General features: G+C 72.2%; 15 protein-coding genes. 5 read left to right on the top strand and 10 right to left on the bottom strand.

Annotated elements, in window-relative coordinates; translation table 11 throughout:
- Window positions 1-105: 105 nt before the first annotated feature.
- The 5 genes from ACWGJ2_RS21290 to ACWGJ2_RS21310 form a co-directional block, all read right to left on the bottom strand.
- On the bottom strand, window positions 106-1,119 hold the full coding sequence (locus tag ACWGJ2_RS21290; RefSeq protein ID WP_453347718.1) for a LacI family DNA-binding transcriptional regulator: 1,014 nt from the start codon (window positions 1,117-1,119) through the stop codon (window positions 106-108).
- A 250-nt stretch (window positions 1,120-1,369) separates the two neighbouring features.
- On the bottom strand, window positions 1,370-1,813 hold the full coding sequence (locus ACWGJ2_RS21295; RefSeq protein WP_453347719.1) for a response regulator: 444 nt from the start codon (window positions 1,811-1,813) through the stop codon (window positions 1,370-1,372).
- Window positions 1,810-3,486, bottom strand: coding sequence for a sensor histidine kinase (locus ACWGJ2_RS21300; protein WP_453347720.1), 1,677 nt, complete (start codon window positions 3,484-3,486; stop codon window positions 1,810-1,812). The genes ACWGJ2_RS21295 and ACWGJ2_RS21300 overlap by 4 nt, the downstream gene beginning before the upstream one ends.
- A complete protein-coding gene (locus ACWGJ2_RS21305) occupies window positions 3,483-4,724 on the bottom strand; it encodes a PP2C family protein-serine/threonine phosphatase (RefSeq protein WP_453347721.1) in 1,242 nt (413 codons plus the stop codon). The genes ACWGJ2_RS21300 and ACWGJ2_RS21305 overlap by 4 nt, the downstream gene beginning before the upstream one ends.
- Window positions 4,725-4,868: 144 nt before the next feature.
- Complete coding sequence (locus ACWGJ2_RS21310) at window positions 4,869-6,674, bottom strand: helix-turn-helix domain-containing protein (RefSeq protein WP_453347722.1); 1,806 nt, start codon at window positions 6,672-6,674, stop codon at window positions 4,869-4,871.
- A 523-nt stretch (window positions 6,675-7,197) separates the two neighbouring features.
- Between ACWGJ2_RS21310 and ACWGJ2_RS21315 the strand changes: the two genes are divergently transcribed.
- Together ACWGJ2_RS21315 and ACWGJ2_RS21320 are read left to right on the top strand one after the other, a co-directional pair.
- Window positions 7,198-7,782: a GNAT family N-acetyltransferase gene (locus tag ACWGJ2_RS21315; RefSeq protein ID WP_453347723.1), complete on the top strand. Its 585-nt coding sequence runs from the start codon at window positions 7,198-7,200 to the stop codon at window positions 7,780-7,782.
- 144 nt (window positions 7,783-7,926) lie between these two features.
- Window positions 7,927-8,742 (top strand): S16 family serine protease, encoded by an 816-nt coding sequence (locus tag ACWGJ2_RS21320; protein ID WP_453347724.1) that lies wholly within the window; start codon window positions 7,927-7,929, stop codon window positions 8,740-8,742.
- 154 nt (window positions 8,743-8,896) lie between these two features.
- Here the strand turns inward: ACWGJ2_RS21320 and ACWGJ2_RS21325 are convergent, their stop codons facing one another.
- Window positions 8,897-9,082 (bottom strand): antitoxin, encoded by a 186-nt coding sequence (locus ACWGJ2_RS21325; protein ID WP_453347725.1) that lies wholly within the window; start codon window positions 9,080-9,082, stop codon window positions 8,897-8,899.
- 330 nt (window positions 9,083-9,412) lie between these two features.
- On the opposite strand from ACWGJ2_RS21325, the gene ACWGJ2_RS21330 reads away from it, so the two are divergent.
- Window positions 9,413-9,676, top strand: coding sequence for a DUF5133 domain-containing protein (locus tag ACWGJ2_RS21330; RefSeq protein ID WP_453347726.1), 264 nt, complete (start codon window positions 9,413-9,415; stop codon window positions 9,674-9,676).
- A 55-nt stretch (window positions 9,677-9,731) separates the two neighbouring features.
- Here ACWGJ2_RS21330 and ACWGJ2_RS21335 read toward each other — a convergent pair whose 3' ends face one another.
- Entirely contained in the window at window positions 9,732-11,204 is a 1,473-nt protein-coding gene (locus ACWGJ2_RS21335) for an MFS transporter (protein WP_453347727.1), read from the bottom strand.
- Between the two features lie 165 nt (window positions 11,205-11,369).
- Entirely contained in the window at window positions 11,370-12,245 is an 876-nt protein-coding gene (locus ACWGJ2_RS21340; RefSeq protein WP_453347728.1) for a LysR substrate-binding domain-containing protein, read from the bottom strand.
- 170 nt (window positions 12,246-12,415) lie between these two features.
- Here ACWGJ2_RS21340 and kdgD point away from each other — a divergent pair, with 170 nt between their 5' ends.
- Together kdgD and ACWGJ2_RS21350 are read left to right on the top strand one after the other, a co-directional pair.
- On the top strand, window positions 12,416-13,330 hold the full coding sequence (gene kdgD, locus ACWGJ2_RS21345; RefSeq protein WP_453347729.1) for a 5-dehydro-4-deoxyglucarate dehydratase: 915 nt from the start codon (window positions 12,416-12,418) through the stop codon (window positions 13,328-13,330).
- Window positions 13,331-13,472: 142 nt separating this feature from the next.
- Window positions 13,473-14,666 (top strand): L-talarate/galactarate dehydratase, encoded by a 1,194-nt coding sequence (locus ACWGJ2_RS21350; protein WP_453347730.1) that lies wholly within the window; start codon window positions 13,473-13,475, stop codon window positions 14,664-14,666.
- Window positions 14,667-14,777: 111 nt separating this feature from the next.
- Here the strand turns inward: ACWGJ2_RS21350 and ACWGJ2_RS21355 are convergent, their stop codons facing one another.
- On the bottom strand, window positions 14,778-15,272 hold the full coding sequence (locus ACWGJ2_RS21355; RefSeq protein ID WP_453347731.1) for a peptidylprolyl isomerase: 495 nt from the start codon (window positions 15,270-15,272) through the stop codon (window positions 14,778-14,780).
- A 124-nt stretch (window positions 15,273-15,396) separates the two neighbouring features.
- Window positions 15,397-16,878: an MFS transporter gene (locus ACWGJ2_RS21360; protein WP_453347732.1), complete on the bottom strand. Its 1,482-nt coding sequence runs from the start codon at window positions 16,876-16,878 to the stop codon at window positions 15,397-15,399.
- Window positions 16,879-16,881 lie beyond the last annotated feature (3 nt).

A 16,881-nucleotide genomic window follows, 5' to 3' on the forward strand; every position in this document is an offset into this window, starting at 1 on the left:
AGGCGGGTGGTGCCGTGCGGAAGGGTGCGAAGGCGGGGCGAGGTGCGGGGCGATGCAGTGTGGTGCGTCGTGCCGGGGACGGTCAGGGGTGGCTCAGGTGCGGGCTCAGGGCGCGGCGGCGCGGGGCGCGGTGCTGGCACGTTCGGTCAGCCGGGGCGGCAGCAGCGTGGCGTCGGGCACTCGCTGCCCCTGCTGCTTGGCCATCAGCAGCTCCACCGCCCGCTCCCCCACCTCGGCCGCGGGAACGCCGACCGAGGTCACGGGGATCGCGGCCCGCTCGGCGAGGTCGTCGGGACACACGGCGACGACGGAGAGGTCCTCGGGAATGCGCATCCCGGCCCGCTGGAACGCCTCCATCAGCGGTTCCAGGGCCGGTTCGTTGTGCACGACGACCCCGCTCAGCCCGGGCCGTTCGCGCAGCAGCCGCTCGACGAGCGCGCCCGCCGCGTCGGCGCTGGGCGCGCACGGCAGCACGGTGGAGGCCAGCCCGTAGCGCCGTGCGGCGGCCGTGAAGCCGGCGGCCGTCCGCTGCGCGAATCCCGTGCCCCGCGCGTAGACCTCGGGCGGCGAGCCGATCAGGGCCACGCTGCGGTGTCCGAGCAGCGCGAGCCGCTCGGCGCACACCTCACCCGTGGCCGTGAAGTCCAGGTCAACGCAGGTCAGGCCCTCCGCCTCGGCGGGGAAGCCGATCAGCACGGAGGGCCGGTCGAGGGCGCGCAGGAACGGGATGCGCGCGTCCCGCATCTGGACGTCCATGACCACGAGCCCGTCGGCCAGCGCGCTGTCCGTCACCCGGCGCAGCCCCTCCTCGCCCTCCTCCTGGGTGAGGAGCAGCACATCGTGGTCGTGTGCGCGTGCCGTGGTGACGACGGAGACGGCGAAGCGCATCTGGACGGGTACGTGGATGCCGCTGTGCAGCGGCATGACGAGCGCCAGCACGTTGGATCTGCTGCTGGCCAGGGCCCGCGCTCCGGCGTGCGGACGGTAGCCGAGTTCGCGGATGCTGGCCTCCACCCGGCGCCGGGTCTCGGCGGAGATGGAGCGCTTGCCGCTGAGTACGTAGGAGACCGTGCTCGGGGAGACGCCCGCGCACCGCGCCACATCAGTGATCCTGACCAACGTCCCTCTCCCGGTGCCGCGTCGGCCCGGAACGGCTCCCCACCACGGCGCGGGCGCTCCGGACACTGGTCGTCACCGCCCGGTCGCCGTCCTGTCCGCCGGGCAGTCGAATCGTTTCGACGACTGTCGTCGAAGCGATTCGCCGGGGACAGTAGGACCGGGGCAGGGCCATGTCAATGGAATGAACGCGGTGTTACGTGCACGGGCAGGTGTCAGGGATGCCAGGGGTGCCCGGGGACGTCGGGGGGCGTCAGGGGCTTCGGGGGAGCTGGACGACGGTGACGAAGAAGTGGTCGATCTGCCGGACCACCGAGAGGAACTGGTCGAGGTCGACCGGCTTGGTCACATACGCGTTGGCGTGCAGGCGGTAGCTGCGCAGGATGTCCTCCTCCGCCGAGGAGGTGGTGAGCACGACGACGGGAATGTGCGCCAGCACGGGGTCGGACTTGATGCGCTCCAGCACCTGACGCCCGTCGTACTTGGGGAGGTTGAGGTCGAGCAGGATGAGGTCGGGGCGCGGCGCCTCGGTGTGCTCGCCCCGGCAGTAGAGGAAGTCCAGCGCCTCCTGCCCGTCCCGTACGACGTGCAGCGTGTTGCCGATCTTGTTGTCCGCGAACGCCTCCCGCGTCATCAGCTCGTCGCCGGGGTCGTCCTCCACAAGGAGGACTTCGATGGGCTCGGGTGTCGCCTTCACGGGAGTGCTCCCTGCGCGGTGTCCGGTGCTGCGGTGGCGGTGGGCTCGGTGGCGGTGGTCTCGGTGGTGTCGCTCGTGGTGGTGCCGCTCGCCGCGCCGACGGCCGGCAGGGTGAAGCGCACGCGGGCGCCCTCCGGGGCCCCTGGCCGCTCCTGTGGGCCCTCCACCCCGATGTGGCCGCCGTGATGCTCGACGATCTTGCGGCACAGGGCGAGCCCGATGCCCGTCCCCTCGTACTCCTCGCGGCTGTGCAGACGCTGGAAGATGACGAAGACCTTCTCGGAGAACTCGGGCGGCACCCCGATCCCGTTGTCGGCCACGAGCACGCTCCACACGTCCCCCTCCGCCTCGCAGGTGACGATGATCCGGGGCGGGCGGTCCGGGTGGCGGAACTTGACGGCGTTGCCGATGAGGTTCTGCCACAGCATGGTGAGCGCGGTCGGGTCTCCCTCGACCGTCGGCAGCACCCCCGGCCGCTCCACGACGGCGCCGGTCTCCTCGATGGCGAGCGCGAGGTTGGCGAGGGCGCGGTCCAGCACCTCGTCGAGGAGTACGGGCCGCGACTCGGAGCCGTAGCGGCCGATGCGGGAGAAGGTCAGCAGGTCGTTGATGAGGCCCTGCATGCGCTTGGCACCGTCGACGGCGAACGCGATGTACTGCCGCCCGCGGTTGTCGAGCTGGTCGCTGTAGCGCTTCTCCAGCAACTGGCAGAAGGAGGCGACCTTGCGCAGCGGCTCCTGGAGGTCGTGCGAGGCGACGTAGGCGAACTGCTCCAGCTCGGCGTTGGAGCGCCGCAACTCGGCGGTCTGGGCGTCCAGTTCACCGGCCTGCCGGGTGAGCAGCGCCTCCCTGTCCCGGCTGGCGGACAGTTCCGTGACGATCCTGCCGCGCATCTCCTCCACCACCCGGGCCACGGACTCCAGATCGCGCGGGCCCTCGATCCTGATGGTCTCCCCGAAGGCGCCCGCGCCCACCCGCGCCGAGGCGCTCTCCAGCGCGCGCAGCGGACGGCCCACGATCCGGTGCAGCAGCACCGCCAGGACGACCGCGCTGGCGAGGAAACCGGCGAGCATGGCGACGAAGGCCCAGTTGCGCAGGCTGCGGGTCCCGGCGGCGTCCGCACGGGCCTGCGCCCTGGCCATGTTGATGTGCTTCTCCAGCGAGGCGAACTGGCGTCGGGCCTCGTCGAACTTCCCCTTGCTGGCCTCCAGTACGGCCACGCGTTCCGCCGGGTCGCCCGCCGAGGCGATCAGCGGGCGCGCGTATTCGCGCCGCCAGTCGGCCACCGCGCTCCGGATCGCGCGCAGGTCCCCGCCGAGCCGTGCGTCGTCGCCGATGAGACGGCGCAGTTCGCCGTACAGCCGCCGCTCCTCCCGCCTGCCCTCCGTGTACGGTTCCAGGAAGGAGGCGTCACGGCTGAGTACGTAGCCGCGCACGCCCGTCTCCTGGTCCACCAGGGCCGTCTCCATCTGGAAGAAGGCGGTCCTGGCCGGGTGCAGGCGCTCCGACAGGTCCGCGACGCGCTCGTCCGTGCGCGCCTGGAGCGTGCCGCCGACCGCCGCGAACACCACCAGCAGCAGTGTGTTGACGGCCAGCACCAGATGGATCCAGCTCTGCGCCGAAAGACGCCGGACGCGGTGCCTCTCGGGCGCGGCGGGGTCAGTGGGGTTCACGCCGTCGTGCCCCAGGCGAGGTCCAGCACGGCCACGTCGTCGGCGAGCCCTCCGTAGGGCGAGGTGAGCGCGGCGACCTCCTCGAAGACGGCGTCGACGAACGGCCTCCCCCGCAGCACCGCGTGCTTGTTGGCCAGCCTCACCAGCCCCTCCTCACCGAGCCGCGCGTGCGGTCCGACCTGCCCCTCGAAGAGGCCGTCGGTGAAGACGGTGACGGAGGTGACGCCCGCGAGGGGCAGCAGTGTCTCGCTCCACTGGGCCGCCTCGCGCGAGAGGATCCCGAGCGCGGCGTCGGCGGGCGGCTCGCACAGCTCGATGCGCCGCCCCGAGCGGACCAGCAGACCGGGGTGCCCGGCCCGGATCACGCGCAGCAGCCGCCGCTCGGGGTCGAGGCGCAGGCTGAGGAACGTCGCGAAGACGTAGTCGGCAGCACGCTCGGCCACCAGGATCTCGTCGAGCAGCCTGGCCTGCGCGGCGCCGACGCAGCCGGACAGCACGGCGGCCCGCCAGGCGACGCGCAGACAGACGCCGAGCGCCGCCTCAGCCGCGCCGTGCCCGGAGACGTCGCCGATGACCGCGTGCACGGCGCCGTCGTCGGTCTGCACCACGTCGAAGAAGTCGCCGCCCAGCAGGGCGTGATCGCGGCCCGGGGTGTAGCGGGAGGAGACCGAGCAGCCGTCGCCGCGCAGCAGGGGGCGCGGCAGCAGTCCGCGCTCCAGGCGGGAGTTCTCCCGCGCGAGCAGCCTGCTGGCCTGGAGTTCCACGGCCGAGCGCTCGACCTGCTTGCGCTGGAGCGCGTACCGGATGGCCCGGCTCAGGGACTCCGCGTCGATGCTGCCCTTGACGAGGTAGTCCTGCGCGCCCTCGGCGACGGCGGTGAGCCCCGCCTCGTTCTCGGCGAGCCCCGTGAGCACCACTATGGCCGCGTCGGGGGAGGTCTCCAGCACATGGCGTACCGCGCTCATGCCGTGCGCGTCGGGCAGATGGAGGTCGAGGAGCACGCACATGGGCTGCATCAGGCCCCGCAGGAACGTGCGGGCCTCGGCCAGCGTCTTGCGCCAGACGATGTCCATCTCCAGCCCGGAGTCGGACAGCACCTCCGTAACCAGGAGCGCGTCACCGGCGTCGTCCTCGACGAGCAGCAGTCCGGCCTCCGCGTCCAGGCCCCAGGCGGAGCTGGACGTGTCCGGGTCCGCGCGCGGCACCCGGCCGCCTGGCCGCACGGTCTGCTTGGACACGACCCCACCCCCACGTGTGCCGCCGACGGCCCCGCGCCCGCCCCTCCCGGCGAATACTACTGTCGTCCGAATCGTCCACACCCCCTTCTCGGCACCTTGTGCGCACCCCTTGTCCGCGACGGGCCACGCGCGGCGGTCCGCCGTTCACCCCGGCGCGCGCTCCAGTTGGACGCGGCACTCGCGCGCGAGCGCCTTCATGCCGTACCGCTCGGCGGCGGAGAGCGCCGTGCCCAACAGTCCGGCCGCCGCTCTGCCCCGCCCCTTGGGCGCCGAGCGCATCAGGGCGCGCGCCTGGGCCAGCCGGAGCCTGGCCATCTGGGGCGGCGAGTCACCGGCCGGGCGCTCGGCCTCGCGGAAGCGCCGGAGCGCGCCCGACGTGTCGCCCGCCGCCAGGTCCAGCAGGCCGAGGGCGCGTGCCGTCGGCCCGATCAGCACCGTCGGCCAGCCCGCCAGCGCGATCCCCTCCGGCTGCCGCCCCATCGCCCTGCGCAGTCCGGGCAGCACACGGGCCAGCGCGTCCCCGTAGCCGCCGTGCGCGTCCAGCGCCGCGCACACCTCGGCGAGGAGGGCCATGGCGGGCAGGGCCCAGCCGTAAGGGGGCAGGGCCGTGAACCCCTCGGTGTCGTCGGCGAAGGCGACCAGCCGGTCGGCGGCCGGGCCGAGGTCCCCCGTCTCGCACAGGGCCAGCGCCATGCCCGCGCGCCATACGGGGAAGAAGCCGTGCCGCTCGACGTTCTCGGCCAGCCCCGAGCTGAACAGCTCGTCCATCCTGCCCTCCTCCCGCAGCAGCCAGTACGCCTGCCCCAGCCGGGTCTGCTGGAGGGTGTCGGCCGGGACGGCGAGATCCGCCTCCAGCGCTCCCACGACCTCCCGCGACTCGCCGAAGATCCAGTCGGCGGCCGACTCGAACTTCCCGCCCCACAGGTCGAAGAGGGTGTCCAGCGTGCACTGCTGCCAGCGGGCCAGGGCGCTGCCGGAGCGCGCCGCGTGCTTCCTGTGCAGATCGACGGTCGACCACGCGCTGTGCACCCTGCCCACTCTGAGCTGGTCGATGGCGAGGGCGACCAGCGCCTCGCCGCGGAAATAGGGGTCGCCGAGCCGGACGGCTGCCTCCAGCAACTGCTGGGAAAGGCGCAGCAGTTCGGAGGGCGGCTCGTAGTCGTAGAGGCCCCAGCGGCACTCGGTGAGGACCTCGCAGCGGACCTCGTCGCCGTGGTCACCCGCGTCGAGCGCGGTGAGGACGCGGTGGGCGAGGTCGGCGCCGTGCCGAGGGCCCGCCTCCGGGAGGGCGGTGTCCCGGCTGACCGCCAGGGAAAGCTTCTTGGCGAGGTGCGCGCCGAGCCGCAGCCGCAGTCCCGCGGCCTCCGCGCCCTCGTCGTCCCGCAGCGCCGCGAGGGCGCCGCGGAGCAGGTGCAGCAGCTCGCGGTCGACCTGCCCCGGATCGGACCAGTGCCGGGCCTGCCGCGTCACGGCCACGGCCTGGGCCCGGGGGCTTCCGGCGCCGAGCCGGTGCGCCCAGCGGTAGGAGTCGTCCGCCTCTGCCATCCGTCCCGCCATGTAGTGGACGTCGCCGCGCCGCACCAGCCGGTCGAACTCGGCGCCGTGGCCCGAGCCGCCGTCGGCCGCGTGCGCCCCCGGTACGCGCGAGGGCTCCCACATCCGGGGCCCGCGCACACCGGCGCCCGTGCCGGTTCCGGTTCCGGATCCGGCGCGCCGGGGCGGGGACGGCGTGCGGGGAGGGGGCGCGAGGGCGAGCAGTTCGCCCTGGGCGTCCAGCGCGATGTCGCACAGCTCGGCCAGTTCGTACGTCACCCGTCGCTGACCGGTCTCGATCCGGCTGAGGTAGCTGCGGCTACAGTGGACGAGGCCCGCCAGATAGTTGAGCGAGTGCCCTCCGGCCTGCCGCCTTCTGCGCAACTCGGCCCCGAATCCGCCCGGTTGTGGCTCCATGGTCCCCCCACGGTCCGTCGTTCGCCCGTGTTGCCAATATGCCCTGGCAACAGCAAGAGGCCGCACCTTTCCCCGATTGGAGGGAATATAGGGGTAAGGAATACCGGGCAGGGCGAGAAGTGGAGCCGCGTGAGTACGCGGTCCGAGGACGGTTGCCGCTGACGATTCCGGCGCTCGCGGGGGAATTCCCGGCGGGTGGCGAGGGCTTCGGGCGATGTCCCTGGGGGGACGGAGCAGCGGCAGAGCAGTACCGAGGAGCGGGGTCAAGGGGCAAGTCGCGGAACAGGGGCTTGTCCGGGGGCCGGACGGCTGGGCGGGCGCGGGGCGGCACGGCCGCCGGTGCGTCCGGCCGGGATGCGAAATGAAATCCAAAGCCGTTACGCACACCGCTCGCCCTGCGCGGAACCGTTCGGTGATGTGCCTTATTGGGGGGAGAACCCGCATGACCTCAGTAATTCTTCCACTCCCCGAAGGGGAGCCCCCGGAGAACAGAGTTACCACGAAAGCCGCATGGGAATTGGCGTTGCAGTCGACGGTCGCCGTGCCGTTCGGCGCAGGGGACCGGCGTGAGGTATTTCTGCGCAGGGTGACCCGGTGGCAGGCGGAGCGCGACCGGGAAAACCTCGCTGATCTGCACGTCGCCGCGTACACCACGCACAGCGGGAACGACTTCGGCGCGAGGCTGACGTTCCTCGACCGCCTCGTCCGCGACACCCAGGAGCCCGGGTTCGACCTCGTCATGGCCGAGGGCAACACGGCTCAGGGCTACGGCTACGGGTTCCGGGTGAGCCGGGACGGCGCCTGGTGGGACGGGTTCGTCGGCACGCTTCCAGGCGCGCTCGTCGAACTCACGGCGCGCGGCGGCGTGTACGCGCTGACGGAGCTGATGGTCCTGCCGCCTTACCGGCGGGCCGGCGTCGCGACGAAGATCCTCAAGGAGCTGCTCGCCAACTGCGGTTCCATCCTGGCGACGGCACTCGTGTCCCCCGACAACTCCATGGCCCAGTCCGTGTACCGGGCCTGGGGCTGGACGGTCATCGGACAGCGCCGGCCGTCACTGGGCGTCCCGCCGCAGGACGTCCTCGTCCAGTTGGTGCCCCAGCGGTGACGGCATGACGGCGTGACAGCGGTACGGGCGCCGGGCACCGCGCGACGGGGTCCGGCGCCCGCACATACCGTGACGGGCCGGATCGGGACGGCCGGGCACGTAGGGGCCGGTCGGCGTGGGGCGGGCGTCCTATAGGTTGACGGCGTGCCCACCCGTTCCCTCCGCCTCCCTCGCCCCGTCCGCCTCTCCCGTTCCGCCACGCTCGGGCTCTGCGCCGTGCCCGTCGTGGCCCTGCTGCTCGTCGCGCTGCTCGTGCCCCTCCCCTTCACCGTCGCCCGGCCGGGGCCGACGGCGAACGTGCTGGGCGACAGGGACGGACAGCAGGTCGTCGACATCAGCGGTGCGCCGGTCCGCGAGACCGAGGGCGAGCTGCGGATGGCGGCCATCGCCGCGACGGCGCCCGACGTCCGGCACGGCCTGGGCGACCTGCTCGACGGCTGGTTCCGCACGGACCGCACGGTGATGCCGACGGACGCCGTCTACCCCGGCGGGGGCTCCGTGCGGGAGGCCGAGCGCCACAACCTCCGCGAGATGGAGAAGTCCCAGCACACGGCCGTCGACGCCGCCCTCGCGTATCTCAAGAGGGATCCGGAGCGGGTGAAGGTCACCCTGGACCTCGCCGGCATCGGCGGCCCGAGCGCCGGACTGCCGCTCGCGCTCGGCATCGTCGACAAGCTCGACGGGGACGGCGGCGGCGGTGAACTCACCGGCGGGCGCAGTGTCGCCGCGACGGGGACGATCGCCGCCGACGGCACGGTGGGCCCCATCAGCGGCGCCGCGCTCAAGGCGCAGGCCGTCGCGCGTGACGGGGCCCGGGTCTTCCTCGTGCCGGAGAGCAACTGCGCCGAGGCGCGGGCCGAACTCCCGCGGGGGCTGCGGCTGGTCCCGGTCGGCACGCTCGACGGCGCGGTCGAAGCGCTGCGCGCGCTGAAGGACGGCGGCCGGGTCGCCCGCTGCTGAGCGCCCCGCCAGGGGGTCCGGTGTGCGGCGGCTCCGCACGTCTCGCGTACGCACAGGGCCGCCGCACCCCGGGCCGTGCGGCCGGGCGCGGAGCCGGCCCGGGGTCCGGGGCAGGGCAGGGGCAGGGGGCAGGGACGGGCGCAGGGGCGAAGCGCTAACGGTTGCCCTTGTCCTGGTCTCCGCCCAACTGGTCCTTCATCTTGTCCTGGGCCGAGTCGATCCGGCCGCTGTGCTTGCCGTGGGTCTTGTCGTCGGCCATGTTCCCGGCCTTGTCGACACCCTTCGACGCCTGGCCCTCGTGGCCCTTCAGCATCTGCTTGATCTTGTCCATCATGGCCATGGTCTTTCCCTCCTCGGCACATCTCCCCCGCACCTCCAGGGTCGGGGCAACCCGCGCACTTCGCATCCGCGCACGCTGCGCGGGCCTGCCCCGCCAGGGCTCCATGCACCCGTGCGGCCCCGCGCACACGCCCGACCGAGGTACATGCACGCCACAACGAGATGCCGGGGCCCCGGCGCTGCCTTACCGTGAAGCGGAGGGAACCCGCCGGGCGGTGTGCCGTCGTGTGCCGAACGCCCCGGGCCCCTCCCCCTCTCCCGAAAGGTCACACAGTCGTGGCCCGCCACACGGCGAGCAGCGAGCGGTCGCGCGCGCCCAGACGCCTCACCCGTGCCCACACCCGCCCTCACCAAGGAGTACAGAACGATGCTGCTGGCACACCCCGCCGTCCTGCGCGACCTTGTCACCCGTTACGAGACCCTCCGAGCCGGGGCCGGAACCGAGCCGCCCACGGCGCAGTTGCTCCGCCAGCTCGAGGACGTCGCGTACACGCTGTGCGTCACTACCGGTACCCGGTCCCTGGAGCAGGCGCTGGCGGCGGCGCGCGAGCGGATGACGGCTGCACCGGTCGGCGCCGAGGCACCGGTCGGCTGAGGCACCGCTTCGCGGGGCGCCCGGCACCCGGTGTCCGTCGGGCGCCCCGCTTCGTTCAGGCCCGTGCCGCCTCGGCGGCGCGGGCCTCCTCGTCGATGTCCTCCAGGTCGAGGCGCACGATGTCCTTGACGATGACGAGGTAGCTGACGACGGCCATGGCGGCGCAGGCGCCCACGAAGACGAGCGCCAGGTCGAAGGATCCTGTGGCGTCGATGAGGTAGCCGATGACGATGGGTGTGACGATGCCCGCGACGGCACCGAAGGCGTTGAAGACCCCTCCGGCGAGCCCCGCTATCTGGCGCGGCGAGATGTCGGCCATGACCGCCCAGCCCAGCGCCCCGAGCCCCTTGCCGAAGAAGGAAAGGGCCATGATGGCGACGACCAGCCATGAGGCGGTCACGTAGTTGCAGACCAGGATGGACGTGGACAGCAGCAGCCCCACCACGATCGGGGTCTTGCGCGCGGCGGTGAGGGTCATGCCCCGGCGGTTGAGCCAGTCGGAGAGGAAGCCGCCCAGCACGCCCCCGGCGAACCCGCACAGCGCGGGCAGCGAGGCGACGAAGCCCGCCTCCAGGATGGACATCCCGCGCTCCTGGACCAGGTAGACGGGGAACCAGGTCAGGAAGAACCAGGTGATGGTGTTGATGAAGTACTGGCCGACGAAGACGCCGAGCATCGTGCGGTTGGTCAGCAGCTTCTTCACGTAACGCACGTTCTGGCGCGCGCTGGTGGCCTCAGCGGGGCCGCTGCTCCCGCTTCCGTCCTTCCCGTCCTTCTCGTCCGCCGGCCGGTCCATGTCGACCAGGGCGCCGCCCGCCGCGATGTGGTCCAGCTCGGCCCGCTGGACGCGGGGGTGGCTGCGGGGCGGGTGGATGACCCGCGTCCAGATGAGGGCGAGGACGACGCCGACGCCGCCCACGATGGTGAAGACGTGCTCCCAGCCCAGGGAGACGACGAGCCAGCCCATGAGCGGCGCGAAGGCGACCGTCGCGAAGTACTGGGCGGAGTTGAACAGCGCCGCCGCCGTGCCGCGCTCCTTGGTGGGGAACCAGGCGGCGACGATGCGGGAGTTGCCGGGGAAGGAGGGCGCCTCGGCGAGCCCGACCATGAAGCGCAGGAGGAAGAGCAGGACGACGGCCGCTCCGCTGAAGAACCCGATGGCGCCCTGGAGCATGGTGAAGACGGACCACAGGAAGATGGCGGCGCCGTAGACCTTCTTGGAGCCGAACCGGTCCAGCAGCCAGCCGCCGGGGATCTGGGCGAGGAGATAGGACCAGGAGAAGGCGGAGAAGAGGATGCCCAGCTCGCCGGAGCTGATGCCCAGGTCCTTCTGCATCGAGTCGCCCGCGATGGAGAGGGTCGAGCGGTCGGCGAAGTTGACCGTGGTGACCACGAACAGCATGGCCAGGATCAGATACCGGACCCGGCCGGGTTTGGCGGCCTTCGCGGCCTTCGTGGGGGCGGCGGTGGTGCCGGGTGCGGGGCCCGGGTCGGTAACCGGCTCGTCCTGCCGGTTGAGAGCTGTCATACGGATCGGTCTCCTGGAGCTTGTGGTGCAGACCACACCGGCCGGTTGCTGGGAGAGACCGTAGGTTCGCTTTTGATTCCCGTCCATGACGATTTTTGTATGCGTCGATACCTTTCCCGCATCGCGCTGCGGCATCGGCAGTGCCGGACGAGCGTCAGAGGGGCGTCAGAGGCGGTCGAGGAGGGCGTGCAGAGCGGGGTTGTCGTTGTTCTTGCGCCAGGCCAGGGCCAGCTCGACGGGTTCGGGGTCGACCAGCTCGACCTGCCGGAAGACGACCCCCTCGTAGCGCAGCCGCGCCGCCGCCTCGGGCACCAGCGCCACACCCCAGCCGCCGTTGACCAGCGCGAGGATGCTGTGGACCTGGCTGAGGTACTGGGTGAAGACGGGCGCGACGCGGGCGGCGCGGAAGACGCTGATGAGCAGTTCGTGGAAGTAGCGGGCCTCGATCGGCGAGTACATCAGCAGGTCCTGCCCGTCGAAGTCCGCGATGGACAGCGGCCCTTCACGCGAGGCGAGGGCGTGCCCTGCGGGCAGGGCCGCGAGGAGCCGTTCCCGCAGGGCCGGGCGCGAGTGCAGATCGGAGCCGGTGACGGGCGGGCGCACGAGTCCCAGGTCGAGGCTGTGCTCGGTGAGGGCCTCCAGTTGGTCGCGGGTGACCATCTCGCGCAGCACGATCTCCACACCGGGCATGGCGGTGCGGGCGGTGTCCAGGAGGGTGTCGAGCATCGAGTACGCGCTGGCAGCGGTGAAGCCGATGGCGATGCTGCCCGCCTCGCCCGTGGAGACCTGGCGCACGGCGAGGGTGGCGTGCTGGGCCTGGCGCAGGATGCGGCGGGCCTCGTTGAGGAAGGCGCGCCCCGCGTGGGTGAGGCGCACGGAGCGGTTGGTGCGGTCGAGGAGCTGGACGCGGAGATCGTTCTCCAGCAACTGGATCTGACGGCTGAGGGGCGGCTGCGTCATCTGGAGCCGCTCGGCCGCCCGGCCGAAGTGCAGCTCCTCGGCGACCGCCACGAAGTTGGTGAGCTGGGTGAGGGTGAACAACGATGCTCTCCCGGTATCAGTGAATGCCAAATTTGTGTTGGACGTGGATCGATGGGTGATCCTAACCTCACAGTGCGTCCACCGAGGCGGTGACGAGCGGGCCAGCGACGCGGCTGCGCCCCTCCCGCATCCCGTCCTCATCCGCCTTCGCGCCGAGGAGCCCTGAAGCCATGCCGCAGTTCTCACCCGAAGAGGTCGCCAGGAAGCTGGGCTCCGGCCTGCTCTCCTTCCCCGTCACGCACTTCCGCGAGGACCTCTCCTTCGACGAGGCCGCCTACCGCGAGAACATCGCGCGCCTCGGCGAGTTCTCCCCCGCCGGGCTGTTCGCCGCAGGCGGGACGGGCGAGTTCTTCTCGCTGACGGGCGAGGAGGTCGAGCGGGTCGTGACCGCCGCCGTGCGCGAGGCGCCCGAGGGGATGCCGGTGATCGCACCGGCCGGTTACGGCACGGCCACCGCGATCGAACTCGCCCGCGCCGCCGAGCGCGCGGGCGCGCACGGGCTGCTGCTCTTCCCGCCGTATCTGACGGAGGCGGGCCAGGAGGGCCTGGCCGCGCATGTGAAGGCGGTCTGCCGCGCCACGAGCCTCGGCGTGATCGTCTACAGCCGCGCCAACGCCGTCTACGACGAGACCACGGTCGCCGAACTCGCGGAGAGCTGCCCCAACTTCGTCGGCTTCAAGGACGGCGTGGGCGACCTGGAGCTGATGACCCGCGTCTACGCGCGCACCGGTGACCGGCTCGTCCACGTGGGCGGGCTGCCCACGGCCGAGATGTTCGCCCTCCCGTACCTGGAGATGGGCGTGACGACGTACTCCTCGGCCCTCTTCAACTTCCTGCCGCGCTTCGCGCTCGAGTTCTACGACGCGGTGCGCGCCCAGGACAGGGCCGAGGTGCGCCGCCGCCTGGACGAGTTCGTCCTGCCGTTCTGCGCGATCCGCCGCCGCAGCCCCGGCTACGCGGTGAGCATCGTCAAGGCGGGCATGAAGGTCGTCGGCCACCCGGCGGGGCCCGTGCGGGCCCCGCTCACCGATCTGACGGAGGCCGAGGTGGCGGAGCTGGCCGACCTCGTCAAGAAGGCCGAGTAGACCGCGGAGCGGGGAACCCCGTACGGCGGAGCCCGGCAACCGTCGGATTCGGGCCCCTTCCCCCTCCCCCCACCCTCCTCCGCAACCACCCGGTGCGCGCGACCGCAGCCGTGCGCACCCCTCTCACCCCCAGGGACACGAAGTGGTGACCACGACGCACACGACAGTCCAGGCCGAGGTCCAGGCCGCGCAGCAGGCGGGCGAGGCGACGCTCGACACGATCTCCTGGATCCGGCTCTCCTCCGTCGCCCTGCCCCTCTCCACGCCCATCAGCGACGCCAAGGTCCTCACGGGGCGGCAGAAGCCCATGACCGAGGTGGCGTTCCTGTTCGCGGAGGTCGGCACGGCCGACGGGCACCAGGGCATCGGCTTCAGCTACTCCAAGCGCGCGGGCGGCCCCGGCCAGTTCGCGCACGCCAAGGAGATCGCGCCGGCGCTGATCGGCGAGGACCCCAGCGACATCGGCAGGCTCTGGACCAAGCTGGTCTGGGCCGGGGCATCGGTGGGACGCAGCGGGCTGGCGACCCAGGCCATCGCCGCCTTCGACGTCGCGCTGTGGGACCTCAAGGCCAAGCGCGCGGGGCTCCCGCTGGCCAAGCTGCTGGGCGCGCACCGCGACTCGGTGCGCTGCTACAACACCTCGGGCGGCTTCCTGCACACCCCGCGCGAACAGCTCCTGGACAACGCGACCGCCTCCCTCGCCAGCGGCATCGGCGGCATCAAGATCAAGGTCGGCCACCCGGACCGCAAGGAGGATCTGGCCAGGCTGACCGCCGTACGCGAGCACCTGGGCGACGACGTGCCCCTCATGGTCGACGCCAACCAGCAGTGGGACCGGGCCACGGCACAGCGCATGGGCCGGGCCTTCGAGGACTTCGGCCTGGTCTGGATCGAGGAGCCCCTCGACGCCTACGACGCGACGGGGCACGCGGCGCTGGCCGCCTCACTGGACACCCCCGTCGCCACCGGCGAGATGCTCGCCAGCGTCGCCGAGCACTGGGAGCTGATACGTGCCGGGGCCGCCGACGTCATCCAGCCCGACGCGCCGCGCATCGGCGGCATCACCCAGTTCCTGAAGCTGGCCACGCTCGCCGAGCACCAGCATCTCCAGCTCGCCCCGCACTTCGCGATGGAGATCCATCTGCATCTGGCCGCTGCCTACCCGCACGAGCCGTGGGTGGAGCACTTCGACTGGTTGGAGCCGCTCTTCAACGAGCGCCTGGAGATCAGCGGGGGCCGCATGCACGTGCCCTCGCGCCCCGGCCTGGGCATCACCCTCAGCGACCAGGCGCGGGCCTGGACCCAGGAGGAGTACGAGACCGGGTCCCGTCCCTGACGGAACCGGGGTCAGGGGCAGCACAGGGGGCCGTCCCTGACCTGCGCGGAGGCAGGGGCCCCGGCCGGTGTGCGGCGGACCGCACACCGGCCGGAGAGCCGGAGCGGATGCTCAGGCCAGGGTGCCGCTGTCGCTGATGGTGATCTTGGCGTCGGTCTTGCCGCTGCGGGAGCCGTGCGACTCGATCTGCTTCACGATGTCGCTGCCCTCGACGACCTCGCCGAAGACGACGTGCTTGCCGTCCAGCCACGGCGTCTCGACCGTGGTGATGAAGAACTGGGAGCCGTTGGTGTTGGGGCCCGCGTTCGCCATGGACAGCAGGAACGGGCGGTCGTGCTTGAGGGTGAAGCCCTCGTCGGCGAACTTCTCGCCGTAGATGCTCTTGCCGCCGGTGCCGTCGCCACGGGTGAAGTCGCCGCCCTGGAGCATGAAGGCGGGGATGACGCGGTGGAAGGAGGAGTCCTTGTAGCCGAAGCCCTGCTCGCCGGTCGCCAGCTCGCGGAAGTTGCGCGCGGTCTTGGGGACCACGTCGTCGTACAGCTTGAAGACGATCCGGCCCAGGGGCTGATCGTTCAGGGTGACGTCAAAGAAAACGTTGCTAGCCATGACCACCATCCTGTCATCGCACCGGACCGGCCCGTGACACCACCCGCCGATGCGGCACCCGGCCCCGGCTCCGGCCCGGCACGGCCCCCGTCGTGGGAGGGGCGCGCGCCGGGCCGTGTCCCGGTCAGGGCGCCGGGGTCACCCGCGCGGGCGGGTCCGGGGGCCGGGCCGCCGGGGAGTCCGTGCCGGAGCCGCCGTCGGGCCCTGGCTCCAGGACCGTCGTTCTGGACAGGGACAGGTGGCGCGTCTCGCGGAAGGCGAGGAGGACCACCAGGGTGGAGACGACGGCGAGCCCCGTCAGATAGAAGCCGGGCGCGAGGGCCGTGCCGGAGGCGGCCACGAGCCCTGTGGCGACGAAGGGCGCCGTGCCGCCGAACAGCACGTAGGCCGCCGTGTAGCCGATGGCAGAGCCGCTGGCGCGCAGATGCCCTGGGAACATCTCCACCAGCGCGGGCACGTTCGAGGTGCCGATGACCGCGACGAGAACGGCCAGCGCGGCCGTGCCCGCCATGGCCCCCGCAAGACCCGTGCCCATCAGCGCGAAGGCGGGCAGGGTGAGCACGGCGAACCCGCCGCAGGCGACGAGCAGCAGCGGCTTGCGCCCGTAGCGGTCGCTGGCGCGCGCCGCGACGGGACAGGCCACGCAGTACGCGAGCATCGCGACCACGCTGGTCAGCATGGCGAGGCTGCTGCTGTAGCCCAGCTCCTCCGACATGTACGCGATCATGTAGCTGCTCATGAGGTAGTAGCCGACCGCGTTGGTGATGCTGTAGCCGAAGAGCGTGGCGATCTGCCGCCCGCACACCCGCACCGCGTCCCGCAGCGGGGTGGCCTCGACCTCGCTGCGCCGCTCCAGTTCGCGGAAGACGGGCGTGTCCTCCACCTTCGAGCGCAGATAGAGGCCGATCAGGCCGAGGGGCGCCGCGATCAGGAACGGGACGCGCCACCCCCAGCTCTCCATCGCCGGGGTGCTGAGCGTGGCCGTGAGCGTCACGCCGACGAGGGAGCCCGCCACGCTGGCCACTCCCACCGTCATCGGTACGGCTCCGGCGAACCGGGCGCGCTTGCCGTCGGGCGCGTACTCGACGATGAAGGCCGAGGCCCCCGTGTACTCGCCGCCGGTCGAGAAGCCCTGCACCGTGCGGAGCACGAACAGCAGCACGGGCGCGGCCACGCCGAGCGACGCGTACGTCGGCAGTACCCCGATGAGGAAGGTGGCCCCGCTCATCAGGAGCACGCTCAGCGCGAGCGCCCTGTTGCGGCCGAGGCGGTCGCCGTAGTGGCCGAAGAAGGCCGCGCCGACGGGCCGGGCGATGAAGCCTCCGGCGAAGATCGCCCAGGTGGCCAGCAGGGACGCCGTCGCGTCGTACTGGGGGAAGAACAGCCCGGCGATGGTCGCCGACATCACGGCATACGCGCCGGAATCGAACCACTCGACGAAGTTGCCGATGGCGGTGGCCAGCGTGATCCTGCGGCGGTCGGCGGCCGGCCGCTTCGCGGGGCTCGCCGTCCGTGGCGGGGGCGAGGGTGGCGGGGGCGAGGGTGGCGGGGGCGAGGGTGGCGGTGGGGGTACCGACCGCCCTGGGTCCTGCGCGTCCTGGGTCATGGG

This window comes from Streptomyces sp. NPDC054796, assembly GCF_053611545.1.

What these genes read in the sequence shown, in the direction of transcription:
- ACWGJ2_RS21325 (WP_453347725.1), bottom strand. Translation starts at nt 9,082, where the DNA reads ATGGCCATGATGGACAAGATCAAGCAGATGCTGAAGGGCCACGAGGGC.
- ACWGJ2_RS21310 (WP_453347722.1), bottom strand. Translation starts at nt 6,674, where the DNA reads ATGGAGCCACAACCGGGCGGATTCGGGGCCGAGTTGCGCAGAAGGCGG.
- kdgD (WP_453347729.1), top strand. Translation starts at nt 12,416, where the DNA reads ATGCCGCAGTTCTCACCCGAAGAGGTCGCCAGGAAGCTGGGCTCCGGC.
- ACWGJ2_RS21335 (WP_453347727.1), bottom strand. Translation starts at nt 11,204, where the DNA reads ATGACAGCTCTCAACCGGCAGGACGAGCCGGTTACCGACCCGGGCCCC.
- ACWGJ2_RS21360 (WP_453347732.1), bottom strand. Translation starts at nt 16,878, where the DNA reads ATGACCCAGGACGCGCAGGACCCAGGGCGGTCGGTACCCCCACCGCCA.
- ACWGJ2_RS21355 (WP_453347731.1), bottom strand. Translation starts at nt 15,272, where the DNA reads ATGGCTAGCAACGTTTTCTTTGACGTCACCCTGAACGATCAGCCCCTG.